The sequence below is a fragment of the Methylomagnum ishizawai genome (assembly GCF_019670005.1).
Classification (GTDB): Bacteria; Pseudomonadota; Gammaproteobacteria; order Methylococcales; family Methylococcaceae; genus Methylomagnum; species Methylomagnum ishizawai.
On record NZ_AP019783.1, the window covers coordinates 3,930,440 to 3,943,547 of the forward strand.

Here is a 13,108-nt window from a genome sequence, read left to right on the forward strand (position 1 = left end):
CGGATCACTTCGGTTAAACAAGCCGCCCAGGCATGACCGCCCCCATCGCGCCCCCGCCGGGGGTGGATGCCCGGCATAAGATCGGGAGCCGTTCCATCCTCCCAGTTGAACGCGCAAACTAACCTTCCCAAGCCCGCATCCCGCTCCGGTTGATCCGGCGACCCCAGGCTGGTTATCCTGCCCCGGCGGCGCGACCGCGCCGCGTCCCCTTCGCCCAGGATATTCCCCGATGCGCCCCGGCCACGCCTTTTCCGCCTACCTCGTCTTCGTCGTCTACGGCAGCCTGGTACCCTTCGAGTACCGCGGCGTCACGCTGCAACAAGCCTTCCAGCAATTCGCCGCCATCCCCTGGCTGGACCTGGGCATCGTGTCGCGGGCCGACTGGATCGCCAACCTCGTGTTATACCTTCCCCTGGCCTTCCTGGGCTGCCATTGGGCGGTGGGCCTGCGTCCGCTGGCGCAATCGCGCCCTCTGGCCCTGCCGTTGGTGCTGGCCTTCTGCGCCGGGGTGGCGGTGGCGGTGGAATTCATCCAGATTTTCTTCGCCCCGCGCACGGTCTCGCTCAACGATCTCCTGGCCGAAATCCTGGGCAGCCTGGCCGGGGTCGGCCTGTTCGCCGCGGGGCGGCGGCGCGTCGCCCACCTGCTGGACCAATTCGCGCAGGGCGGGAAGAAATCCGCGCTGGCGCTGGGCACGGCCTACGCGCTGGCCTATATCGCCCTGGCCTTGTTCCCCTACGACTTCGTGCTGTCGCGCGAGGAACTGGCCTGGAAACTGGCGGCGGGCCAACAAGGCTGGCTGCTGGTGGACGGATGCGGGGGGTTGATCTGTCTGGCGCGGCAGGCGGGCGAAATCCTCGCCATCCTGCCCTTGGGGCTGCTCATCGCCCGGGCCTTGCCGGATATCGGCTACCGCCGCCTGTTCCTGCTCGGCTGCGGGCTGGGGTTGGGACTGGAACTGACCCAATTGCTGCTGGCCTCGGGCTATTCGCAGGGGCTTTCGGTCCCGGAACGGGGCTTGGGGCTGGTGGCGGGCGCGGCGCTGGACCGGAGCCTCCGCGCCCTGGGGCCGGAATGGATGGCCCGGACGCTGCGCCGGATCATCCCCTTCGCCGCCCTGCCCTACCTATTGTTATTGGCGAAGATCAGCGGCTGGCTGTCGCCGCCCTGGCTGCCCGCCGCCGCAGCCCTGGACCGGCTTGGCCAGGTGCGGTTCCTGCCCTTCTATTACCACTACTACTCCACCGAGATGGTGGCCATGAGCAGCCTATTGTCGGTGGCGGGGATGTACGCCCCGGTCGGCGTGGCGGTCTGGGCGTGGCGGGGCTGGCGCGGCGGGGCCGGTCCTGGGCTGGCCGGGTTGGCCGCCCTGGCGTTGGATTTGCCGATGGAAGCGGGCAAGCTCTGGGTGCCGCCGCGCCACCCGGACCCGACCAACCTCTTGATCGCCGCCGTCGGCGCAGCCCTGGCCTACGTCCTGCTGGATTGGACCGCGAACAACCTCGCCGGAAAGCCGGACCGCGACCCTGCCCCGGACACGGCGGCACCCGCCCCGGCCCCTTGGCCCCAACCCCATCCCTTGGGATTGGCCGTGGCCCTGGCGGCGGGCGCGGCCATCGCCACCGGGTTGGCCTGGTATCCCACCGGAACGCCTTGGCTGGCGCTGGCCTTGTCGGCCTATGGGATATTGCTGTGGCGGCGGCCTTCGCTGTTGTTCCTGCTATTGCCCGCCCTGCTGCCGGTCCTGGACCTGCGGCCCTATACGGGCGACCTGCTGCTGAACGAATTCGACCTCGCGGTGCTGGTCGCCCTGGCGATAGGCTATTGGCGGGCCGCGGCCAACCGGCCCACGCCCTGGCCCAACCGCTGGCTGGGGTGGGCCATCGCCCTGTTATGGACCAGTTGGACGCTGTCCAGCCTGCGCGGACTGTGGCCGCCCGCCGCGCCGCTGGCCGGATTGCCGCCCAGTTCGCATTCGCCGCTCGAAGCCTGGCAGGTGGGCAAGGGGTTATTGTGGGCCTTGCTGCTGGTACCCTTGATGCGGCGCATCCCCCCGGCCTACGCGGAAACCATGCGCGACCGGCTGCTGGCCGGGCTGGTCGCGGGACTCGCGGTGGAAGTCCTGGCCGTGCTGTGGGAGCGCCAGGTTTTCGTGGGACTGGGCGATTTCGACAATGTGTTCCGCGTCACCGGCACCTTCGCCGATATGCGTACCGGCGGCGCCTATATCGAAGCCTTCCTGGCCCTCTGCTTCCCGGTATTGGCGGCGCGGACGCTCGCCGCCCGGCACCGGGGTTGGAAGCTGGGCGGCGGCGTCCTGGCGCTGGGGGCGGTCTATGCCATGTTGGTGACTTTTTCCAGGGGCGGCTACGCCGGGCTGGTCTTGGGGTTGGTGCCGGTGGCGTTGGGAATGCTGCGGCCCGGCGCGGGGGCTGCGCCCCATCGGCGTTGGGCGCTGGCCGGGCTGGTGCTGGTCGCCACCGCCGCCGTGCCGGTGCTGTCCGGCGGCTTCGCCCAGCAGCGGTTGGCGCGGTCTTCCCAGGACTTCGCCATCCGCCTCGCCCATTGGCGCAACGCCCTGGACCTGATGGACGGGGGGCCGACCGCCGCCCTGGCTGGCATGGGCTTCGGCCAATATCCCCTGCTCTACCTCCTGCGCGGGGACGGCCCGCATCCGCCGGGCACCTATAGCCTCCTGCGCGAGGACGGCAACACCTACCTGCGCCTGGGCGCGGGCGAATCGACCTTCCTGGAACAAGTCGTCGCGCTCCGGCCCAATACCCCCTACACGCTCTCGGCCCGGCTGCGGCGGGAACGGGGCGGGGCCACGCTGGAAGCGACCCTATGCGCCAAGGCGCTGCTCTATTCCTTCGCGTGCGCGGACGGCGTCCCGCCCATGGCCGCGGCGGGACCGGGCTGGCGCGGGGTCGATGTCGAGTGGGATTCCGGCGACCTGGGCCGGGGCTGGCGGACGGTGAAGCTCTCCCTGCACAATCCCGGCGGCGGCGAGCCCTTGGACCTGGACGATATCAGCCTCAAGGGGCCGGACGGGCGGGAATTATTGGAGAACGGCGGCTTCGGGCGCGGCGCGGCGGGCTGGCTGTTCGCGGCGGACCAGGATTTGGCCTGGCATATCCACCAGATGGCGGTGGAACTCTATGTGGCCCAGGGCGGATTGGGGCTGGCCGCGCTGGTGGCGCTGCTGGCGGGGACGGGCCGGGCGCTCGGGCCGGGCCTTTGGGCGGGACGGCTCCCGGCGGCGGGATTGGCCGGGGGGATCGTGGGTTTCCTGGCGGTGGGATTATTGGGGAGCACGATGGATGCCCCACGATTGTCGATGTTATTCTACCTCTGCTGTTTCGGTGCCGGATTGTGGGGTTCCGGCCAACGCGGCCCGTAGCGCCGTCCATTCTCCCAACCCCGAAATACTTGCTTTCGAAAACGAGGAATCAGGCTTATGAAACTGAACACGATCATGATGGCGGGGTTAATCCTGTGTGTCGGCTTGGGGCGGGAAGCCGGGGCGCAATGCTCCAGCGCGGGCGGTGAAACTTCACCGGGCAGCGGAGTATGCACCTTAGGCGAAGGCAATTGCTGGACCCGCTATACCTCCACCGGAAGCAGCCTGGTCAACGCGCTGAGCGGTCGCCTTGTCTGCGGCACCGGCACGGGCGCGAGCAGCACCGGTTCGAACACCAACGGAACGCCCGGTGCGATCACCGGCACCTGGCATGAGTTCCACACCGCCGGCGCTAGCGGCGGCAGCATCATAGAGCAGCACAGCAACACGAGCGCCGATCCGGCGGACCCCGACAATTCCCCGGTGGGTAGCTGGGCGTTTGTCAACATCCCCGGGCCCGGCAACCTGGGTGCGACCGTAAAATACACCTATGGCACGCTCCAGATGACCTATATCGTCTATGGCAATACCCCCAGTCAAGGCACATCCAGTTCGAGCACCAAACTCTCGTTCTGCACGGCCGCCAATGGCACCGAACTGGTCGCGGCCAATGTCTCCACCGGCAAGCCCACGGGCAATATTTCCAACTGCTCCCCATAGGCAGCCCATGCCCACCCTTCCGGGTGGGCCGCCCCGCCCTCAGCCCTTGCCCTTCTGCGCCTGGATCGCGGTGATCACCACCGTGTTGAAGATATCCTCCACCGTGCAGCCCCGGCTCAGGTCGTTCACCGGCTTGTTCAAGCCTTGCAGGATCGGGCCGATGGCGATGGCCCCGGTCTCCCGCTGCACCGCCTTGTAGGTGTTGTTGCCGGTGTTGAGGTCGGGGAACACGAACACCGTGGCCCGGCCCGCCACCTCCGAACCCGGCATTTTCTGCGCCGCCACCCCAGGGTCCACCGCCGCGTCGTATTGGATCGGACCCTCCAGCTTCAAATCGGGCCGCCGCTCGCGGGCGATGCGGGTGGCTTTGCGCACCTTCTCCACATCCTCGCCCTGGCCCGATTCGCCCGAGGAATAGGAGAGGAGCGCGATCCGCGGCTCGATGCCGAAGGTGCGGGCCGTCTCCGCCGAGCTGATGGCGATCTCCGCCAGTTGCTCGGGATCGGGCGCGGGGTTCACCGCGCAATCGCCGTACACCACCACGCCATCGTCCAGGCACATGAAGAACACCGAGGACACGATGGACACCTCCGGCTGGGTCTTGATGATCTGCAAGGCCGGACGGATGGTGTGCTGGGTGGTATGGGCCGCGCCCGAGACCATGCCGTCGGCATCGCCCAGGTACACCATCATCGTGCCGTAATAGGACACATCGAGCATATATTCGCGGGCGGTTTCCAGGGTCGCGCCCTTGTGCTTGCGGAGCCGGTGGAAGGCTTCGGCGTAGCGTTCGAGCTGGGGGCTGTCGGCGGGATTGACCACGCGCACCAAGGACAGGTCCAAGGGGATGCTCTGGGCGCGGACCATCTGCTCGATGTTCTTGGCGATGCCCAGCAGGGTGATCTCGACGATGCCGCGGGCCGACAAATCGGCGGCGGCGCGGAGGATGCGGGTATCGGTGCCTTCCGGCAGGACGATATGGCGGCGGTCGGCCTTGGCCTGCACCACCAGGTTGTAGGTGAACATCTTGGGCGTCATCCCCACGCCCCGGATGTTACTCAACAGATGTTCGAGCTTGGCGAGGTCCACATGGGCGTCGAAGTTGCCGATGGCGCGTTGGCTCTTCTCGGCGTCGCCCGCCACCATGGCGGTATGCACCTCGGCGGCGCGGGAGGCCGTGGTGAAGGTGTCGGACTTCACCAGGAGGACCGGCAAGGGATCGCGCGAACCCTCGATCAGCCGGACCAGGGCCGGATCGGGCCGCACCCCGCCCGACAGCACGATGCCCGCCAGCCGGGGATAATTGGCCGATTTGTCGGCCTGCATCATGCCGATGACGATATCGGCGCGGTCGCCCGCCGTGATGACCAATTGGTCCGGTTGTAGCCACGTGATGGCATTCTGCACCTGCATGGCCGCGATCAGATAGCCGGAAATCAAGGTGTCGAGGCGGCTATGGCCGAACAACACCTCCGCGCCCAATTGTTCGGCGACCTCGCGCACCCGCGGGCTCTTGAGCTTCTGGTCGAAGGGCAGCACGGCCAGGAGGTCCAGGCCCGCGCCGAAATCGGCCTGCAAGGCGGCGGTCAGGGTCGGGATCGCCTCGGGTTCGGCCTTGTTGAGCAGTATCCCCGCCACCCGGCAACCGCGTTCCGCGTAGGCATCGACCGCGATGCGGGCGGCGTGCAAGGTATCGCCCACCGCCCGGCCATGGGCATTGCCCACCATCAGCACCGGGCAGCCCAGGTTCTTGGCGATCACGCAATTGAAATCGAATTCCAGGACGTTGGTATCGCCCAGGAAATCGGTGCCCTCGCACAGGATGAAATCGCAATGCTGCTCCAGGAACTTATAGCAGCGGATGATGCGGTCCAGCACCTCGTCCTGGCGGTCCTGGCCCAGGAGATGATCGACCTCGCGGTCGGTCCAGGCATAGGAGGCGTCGTAGGGCTGGGGCAGCCAGAAATGGCGCAGGATCAAATCGATATCCTCGTCCTGCCTGCCGGGCGGAGGTTCGTGGATCACGGGCCGGAAAAACCCCACCCGCGTGGTCTTGCGGAGGGCGTATTCGATAAGCCCCAGGGCGACGGCGGATTTGCCGCTCCCGGCCTCGATGGTACTGATATAAAGCGATATACACATGGCTTTGCTTGGCGATCAAGGGTGGGTGGCGCGGGAACGCACGGGTCCGCGCCGGTTTCCGGGCGGAGCCTGGGGGCCGATGGAACCGCTCATACGGCGGCCTGGGCGATGACCCCGCCCGCCTGCCGGGCGATTTCCAATTCCTCGTCGGTGGGCACCACCAGGATTTTCACCCCGCCGCCCCCCTGGAGTTCGGCGATGCCCGGCCCGGCGGCGGCATTGGCGGCCTCGTCCAACACGATGCCGAGGTTCGCCAGCCCGGCGCAAACACCCTGGCGGATGGGCGCGGCGTGTTCGCCGATGCCGCCGGTGAACACCAGGGCATCGACCCGGCCCAGCACCGCGCTATAGGCCCCGACATAGTGCTTGATCCGATGGCAATACATCGCCACCGCCAAACCGGCCTCGGCATCGCCCGCGTCGGCGCGGACCAGCACGTCGCGCATGTCGTTGCCGCCCGCGACGCCTTTCAAACCGCTGTCCCGGTTCAAAAGCCCGGCCACTTCGGCCAGGGTCCGGCCCTGGCCCAGCAGGTGCAGCACCACGCCCGGATCGAGGTCGCCGCAGCGGGTGCCCATCATCAAACCGGCCAGCGGGGTCAGGCCCATGGAGGTATCCAGGCTGCGCCCGCCGCCGATGGCGCAGGCGCTCGCGCCATTGCCGAGATGCAGGGCGATCAGGTTCAGCGCGGCCTGGGGGCGGCCCAGATACTCCGCCACCCGGCGCGTGACATAGGCGAACGAAGTGCCATGGAAACCATAACGGCGGATGGGCATCCCGCCATAGCAGCTTTCCGGCAAGGCGTAGCGGTAGGCCTGGGGCGGCATGGTTTGGTGGAAGGCGGTGTCGAACACCGCGACCTGGGGCACGCCCGGCCATAGCTCGCGGCAGACTTCGATCCCCAGGAGATTGGGCGGATTGTGCAAAGGGGCCAAGGCGATGGCGGCGCGGATGGCCGCGACCACCGCATCGTCCACCCGCGCGGCGGCGGCGAAGCTCTCGCCCCCATGCACCACCCGGTGGCCGATGCCGTACAAATCGCCCGCGCCGCGCCAATGGCCGGAAGCTTCCAAGCGCCGCACCAGTTCGGCGATGGCCTGCCGGTGATCGGCGGCGGGCGCACCGTCCTCGCCGATGCGCTCGACCAGCCCCGAAGCCAGGACCGCCTCGCCGTCGAGGTCGATCAAGCGGTATTTGAGGGAAGAACTGCCCGAATTGAGGACCAGGATTTTTCTCGGCATGGCGGCTATCGGCAAGGTGGAAAATGCGGATTCCATCAACACACCGCCCGCCGTGGCCCCAGGCCACGCGCAAGATACCGGCGTTCAAGTCGGATTATAGGCGGCGGACGCGAATCCCGACTCCAGGCCGGAGTGATTGCCGGGAAACGCAGCGCTTCACGCATCCCCTCGTCGGCGCGAATCCGGTACTATCCGCGCCCCGCCACCGCCCCGCCCAGGGCGGCGGGCCACTACAATAACCGGATATCCCCCAGGAGCCACACCATGCAAGCACAACCCATTTCCGGCGACGTCCTCCGCGAAAAATACGCCAAGGGCGACGAAACCGGCGCCGAACAGATTTTCCAGCGCGTGGCCCGCGCCCTGGCCGCGGTCGAAGCCAAACCCGACACCTGGGAGCCGCGCTTCCTCGAAACCCTGCGCCAGGGCTTCATCCCGGCGGGCCGGGTGATGTCGGCGGCGGGCACCGATATCCATGCCACCCTCATCAATTGCTTCGTGCAGCCGGTGGGCGATTCCATCTCGGAACCCGACGGCGACGGCAAGCCCGGCATCTATGTCGCGCTGCGGGAAGCCGCCGAAACCATGCGCCGGGGCGGCGGCGTGGGCTACGACTTCTCGCGCATCCGGCCCAAGGGGGCCAGGGTCAAGGGCACGGCCTCGAACGCCTCGGGGCCGGTTTCCTACATGCGGGTGTTCGACCGCTCCTGCGAGACGGTGGAATCGGCGGGCAGCCGCCGCGGGGCGCAGATGGGCGTGCTGCGCTGCGACCATCCCGATATCGAGGAATTCATCCACGCCAAGGACCGGGCCGGGGAACTGACCAATTTCAATATCTCGGTGGCGGTGACGGACGATTTCATGCGGGCGGTCGAGGCCGACGCCGCGTGGGAATTGGTCCACCAGGCCGAACCCAATCCCGAGATCGGCGCGAAGCGGCGCGAAGATGGGCGCTGGGTCTACCGGAGCCTTAGGGCGCGGGATTTGTGGGACCAGATCATGGCCTCGACCTACGACCACGCCGAGCCGGGCGTTTTATTCATGGACAGGATGAACACCGACAATAATCTTTATTATGCGGAACGTATCGAAGCGACCAACCCTTGCGCGGAACAACCTCTTCCAGATTACGGATGCTGCTGTCTTGGCTCTATAAATTTGACACATTTCATCGAAGCCCCGTTCACGGCACAAGCCCGGTTCGATTTCTCCAAATTCGAGGAGGTGGTCGCCCTGGCGGTCAGGATGCTCGACAACGTGCTGGACATCACCTTCTGGCCGCTGGCGGCCCAGCACGCCGAAGCCATGGCCAAACGCCGGATCGGGCTGGGTTTCACCGGCCTGGGCGATACCCTGGTCATGCTGGGACTGCGCTACGACACCGACGCCGCCCGCGCCATGGCGGGTAAAATCGCCGCGGCCCTGCGCGACCACGCCTACCGGGGTTCGGTGGCCATCGCCCAAGAAAAGGGCGCTTTCCCCTTGTTCGACGCCGGAAAATACCTCGCCGCCGGTTTCGCCGGCCGCCTGCCGGAAGATTTGCAAAGCGCGATCCGTCAGCATGGCCTCCGCAACAGCCACCTGCTGTCCATCGCGCCCACCGGCACCATCAGCCTCGCCTTCGCCGACAACGCTTCCAACGGCATCGAACCGCCGTTCTCCTGGACCTACACCCGCCGCAAGCGCATGCCCGACGGCGGCAGCCTGGATTACGCGGTGGAGGACCACGCCTACCGGCTGTACCGGGCGGCGGGCGGCGATGTGGACAAGCTCCCGGCGCATTGGGTCACGGCTTTGGATATCGCCGCCCTCGACCATATGCGGATGCTGGCGGCGGTGCAGCCCTATATCGACACGTCGATATCGAAGACGGTGAACGTCCCCACCGACTACCCCTTCGAGTCCTTCAAAGACCTCTACCTCGAAGCCTGGCGCAACGGCCTCAAGGGTTTGGCGACCTTCCGCCCCAACCTCATCACCGGCTCGGTGCTGGAAGCCACCGAGGCCCAGGCCGCGCAGACCGCCACCGCCGAACCCGATTTCGACGAATCCGATCCCAACCGCCGCCTACGCCTGGAACGGGTGCCGGAACCGGCCCTGGCCTCGCTGCGCTGGAAACGCCGTCCCCGGCCCGGCAATGGCAATCCGTCCTGGTGCTATATGGTCGATCATCCGCGTGGTTCGTTCGCGGTGTTCGTGGGGCATCTGGAGAATGGGCACCGCGCCCCGTTCGAGGTGTGGATCAATGGCGCGGAGCAGCCGCGTGGCCTGGGCGCTTTGGCGAAATCGCTGTCGATGGACCTCCGCTCCAACGACCGCGGCTGGCTCAGGGCCAAACTGGAAAGCCTGATGAAAGCCTCCGGCGACGATGGTTTCGACCTGCCGATGCCGCCCGAAGGCACGCCGACGCGGGTGCCGAGTTTGGTCTCCGGGTTCGCCCGGCTGGTGCATTACCGTTGCGCGGAACTGGGCGCGTTCGAACACATCACCGAAACCCCGGTCCTCCACGCCCTGATGTCGCCCAAGGAACCCAAGACCGGCCCGGATGGCACGCTGTCCTGGACCGTGGATATTCTCAACCCGGCTACCGGCGACGATTTCGTCATGGGCCTGAAGGAACTGGTGCTGCCCAACGGCCAGCGCCGCCCCTATTCGGTGTGGCTGTCGGGCGAATATCCCAAGGTGCTGGACGGGCTGTGCAAATCGCTGTCCTACGATATGCGCGTGATCGACCCGGCCTGGATCGGGGCCAAGCTGCGGCAGTTGCAGGATTTCCCGGAACCCCGCGGCGATTTCCTGGCCTGGGTGCCGGGCGGGCAACGCAAGTCGAATTTCCCCTCGACCGTGGCCTATTTGGCGCGGCTGATGTTGCACCGCTACGCCATGCTGGGGATTCTGGACGAGGAAGGTTTCCCGATGGAGGACATGGGCATCGTGGCCTATGACGCCGAGAACGTGATTCCGCTGCGGGCGCGTTCGGTCGGGGCCATGGAGGTGAAGCCTGGGAAGCGCTGCAACGAATGCGGCAATTACGCGGTGATCCTCAAGGATGGCTGCGAGTTCTGCACGGCGTGCGGGGCAGTGGGGAGTTGCGGCTAGCGCGGTTTCATCATCGATTGTAGGGTGGACCGATATTCCCGGCCCACCGCGACATTCATTGAAAGGTGGGCATGAGCACATGCCCACCCTACTTTTCTTCCGGCCACCACCCATCCAGAGTTCCCCCATGAGCGCCTCCCCCCGACATCTTGAACTACTCGCCCCCGCCAAGACCGCCGACATCGGCATCGCCGCCATCAACCACGGCGCGGATGCCGTGTACATCGGCGGTCCCGATTTCGGTGCCCGCCACAACGCCGGCAACGACATCGCCGATATCGAGCGGTTGACCCGCCACGCCCACCGCTACAACGCCCGCATCTTCGTCACGCTCAACACCATCCTGCGCGACGACGAACTGGACACCGCCCGCGACCTCGCTTGGCAGGTCTACGAGGCCGGGGCCGATGCGTTGATCGTGCAGGACATGGGCCTCACGATGCTGGACCTGCCCCCGATCCAACTCCACGCCAGCACCCAGTGCGATATCCGCAGCCCGGAAAAAGCCCGCTTCCTGCAAGACGTCGGTTTTTCCCAGATCGTGGTGGCCCGCGAACTGACCCTGGACCAAATCCGCGCCGTGGCCGCTGGCCTGGACCGGGCGGTGTTGGAATTCTTCGTCCACGGGGCACTGTGCGTGGCCTATAGCGGCCAGTGCTATATCAGCCACGCCCACACCGGGCGCAGCGCCAACCGCGGCGATTGCTCGCAAGCCTGCCGCCTGCCCTACGAAGTGCTGGACGGCCAGGGCCGCATCGTGGCGCACCAGAAGCATGTGCTATCGGTCAAGGACAACGACCAGAGCGCCAACCTACGGGCACTGGTCGAAGCCGGGGTGCGGAGCTTCAAGATCGAAGGCCGCTACAAGGACATGGCCTATGTGAAGAACATCACCGGCCATTACCGCCGCCTGCTGGATGATTTGCTGGCGGAGCGGACCGGCCTGGGCCGGGCGTCCAGCGGCACGACCCGGCTGTTGTTCACCCCGGAGCCGGAACGCAGCTTCAACCGGGGCGGCACCGATTATTTCGTGAATGGCCGCCAGGACGATATCGGCGCGTTCGACACGCCCAAACCCGCCGGGTTGCCGCTGGGCTGGGTGGTCAAGACCGCCGCCGATCATTTCGAGCTGGAATTGGACGAAGGCGTCGCGAATCTCAACAACGGCGACACCCTCACCTATTTCGATTTGCAGAAGGAATTGCGGGGCTTCCGGGTCAATATCGCCGAAGCCTTGGGCGGGCCGCGGTGGCGGGCTTTCCCCAACGAAGCGATGGCCGAACTCAAGGATTTACGGAAGGGCGTGGCGCTTTCCCGCAGCCGCGACATGGCCTGGGAGCGCTTGATGGACAGCGACCGCACGGCGGAACGCCGCATCGCCGTGGATTTGACCCTAATCGAAACGCCCGATGGTTTGGCCCTGCAACTCGGCGACGAGGACGGCCACGCCGCCTATGTCGAACTGGCCCACGGCCACCAAACCGCCCGCGACCCGGCCCGCGCCGAAACCGCGATGCGGGAAGCCCTGGGCAAACTGGGCAACAGTTTATTCGAGGCGCGTGGAATTTCCATCCAAGCGCTGGAACGCGACCGGCCCGGCTTCTGGCCCGCCTCGCTGTTGAACGCGCTGCGCCGCGACGGCATCGCCGCATTGGAACGAGCCCGCGCCGAGGCCTGGACCCGCCTGCCCCGCGCCCTGCCGCTGGAACCGCCCGCCCGCTATCCCGGCGACAGCCTCAGCTATCTCGCCAATGTCTACAACCATGCGGCCCAGCGCTTCTATCTCAAGCATGGCGTGCGGGTGGTCGAAGCCGCCTACGAAAGCCACGAAGCGCTGGGCGAGGTCAGCCTGATGATCACCAAGCACTGCGTGCGTTATTCGCTGTCGCTCTGCCCCAAGCAAACCAAGGGCGTGACCGGCGTCCAGGGCACGGTGAAGGCCGAGCCGCTGCAATTGGTGAATGGCAAGGAGAAGCTGACTTTGCAGTTCGACTGCAAAGCCTGCGAGATGCATGTGGTGGGGAAGATCAAACGCGCCGTGCTGAACGAGGTGGAAGCGCAACCTTTGCGGTTTTACCGGACCCGGCCTGGGACGGTGGCGGGTGGCGTGGATGGGAAGGCGCAGTAGGGTTTGCGATGGGCCAATCGCTATTTTTCTAAAAACGGTGCGATGGGTTTCGCATACGCTGCTTCCAATCTACCGACCCCCTCATTGGAGATATAACCCAATACCTTGCCTTTTTGCTCAAAGACCGTTTTGTATTGATCGAATTTCCGTTGCGCGGGGCCGGTTAAATTGCTTCCACCCATCAGGATATGGCCGGTACATTTGGGATGTTTAAGCACGTCCGCAGCGAATTTTTCGATGGTATCGGTTTGTAGCTTATTCTGTGTCGTTTTCACGTCGACCCTGGATTCTATGGTTTTCTTCGAGCGTTCCGGGTCGGGTTCATCGGTGGGTCGTGGATTTCCAGCGGCGATTTGAAGCAAGCGGCGCAACGATTGCGGCGAAGATTTAAGCATTAAATCCGCTCCCATATCGCTTTCGTTGGTCACGGTGGGGCGG

Annotated in this window: 7 protein-coding genes; 4 read left to right on the top strand and 3 right to left on the bottom strand. The window is 66.1% G+C overall.

Annotated features, from left to right (window positions below; genetic code table 11):
* Positions 1-229: 229 nt before the first annotated feature.
* On the top strand, positions 230-3,400 hold the full coding sequence (locus tag K5658_RS17755; protein WP_221064423.1) for a VanZ family protein: 3,171 nt from the start codon (positions 230-232) through the stop codon (positions 3,398-3,400).
* 57 nt (positions 3,401-3,457) lie between these two features.
* Complete coding sequence (locus K5658_RS17760) at positions 3,458-4,060, top strand: hypothetical protein (RefSeq protein ID WP_221064424.1); 603 nt, start codon at positions 3,458-3,460, stop codon at positions 4,058-4,060.
* 39 nt (positions 4,061-4,099) lie between these two features.
* Here the strand turns inward: K5658_RS17760 and pta are convergent, their stop codons facing one another.
* A complete protein-coding gene (gene pta / locus K5658_RS17765; RefSeq protein WP_221064425.1) occupies positions 4,100-6,202 on the bottom strand; it encodes a phosphate acetyltransferase in 2,103 nt (700 codons plus the stop codon).
* Between the two features lie 89 nt (positions 6,203-6,291).
* Positions 6,292-7,443: an acetate/propionate family kinase gene (locus tag K5658_RS17770; RefSeq protein WP_221064426.1), complete on the bottom strand. Its 1,152-nt coding sequence runs from the start codon at positions 7,441-7,443 to the stop codon at positions 6,292-6,294.
* A 264-nt stretch (positions 7,444-7,707) separates the two neighbouring features.
* Here K5658_RS17770 and K5658_RS17775 point away from each other — a divergent pair, with 264 nt between their 5' ends.
* Entirely contained in the window at positions 7,708-10,542 is a 2,835-nt protein-coding gene (locus K5658_RS17775; protein WP_221064427.1) for an adenosylcobalamin-dependent ribonucleoside-diphosphate reductase, read from the top strand.
* Between the two features lie 127 nt (positions 10,543-10,669).
* Complete coding sequence (locus K5658_RS17780; protein ID WP_221064428.1) at positions 10,670-12,670, top strand: peptidase U32 family protein; 2,001 nt, start codon at positions 10,670-10,672, stop codon at positions 12,668-12,670.
* Positions 12,671-12,690: 20 nt separating this feature from the next.
* Here K5658_RS17780 and K5658_RS17785 read toward each other — a convergent pair whose 3' ends face one another.
* Positions 12,691-13,098 carry a hypothetical protein gene (locus tag K5658_RS17785; RefSeq protein WP_221064429.1) on the bottom strand — a complete coding sequence of 136 codons (408 nt, stop codon included), beginning with the start codon at positions 13,096-13,098 and terminating at the stop codon, positions 12,691-12,693.
* Positions 13,099-13,108: the final 10 nt, after the last annotated feature.

Bases quoted from the DNA above. Each gene is read 5' to 3' on its own strand.
- K5658_RS17755 (WP_221064423.1), top strand. From the start codon at position 230: ATGCGCCCCGGCCACGCCTTTTCCGCCTACCTCGTCTTCGTCGTCTAC.
- K5658_RS17760 (WP_221064424.1), top strand. From the start codon at position 3,458: ATGAAACTGAACACGATCATGATGGCGGGGTTAATCCTGTGTGTCGGC.
- pta (WP_221064425.1), bottom strand. From the start codon at position 6,202: ATGTGTATATCGCTTTATATCAGTACCATCGAGGCCGGGAGCGGCAAA.
- K5658_RS17770 (WP_221064426.1), bottom strand. From the start codon at position 7,443: ATGCCGAGAAAAATCCTGGTCCTCAATTCGGGCAGTTCTTCCCTCAAA.
- K5658_RS17775 (WP_221064427.1), top strand. From the start codon at position 7,708: ATGCAAGCACAACCCATTTCCGGCGACGTCCTCCGCGAAAAATACGCC.
- K5658_RS17780 (WP_221064428.1), top strand. From the start codon at position 10,670: ATGAGCGCCTCCCCCCGACATCTTGAACTACTCGCCCCCGCCAAGACC.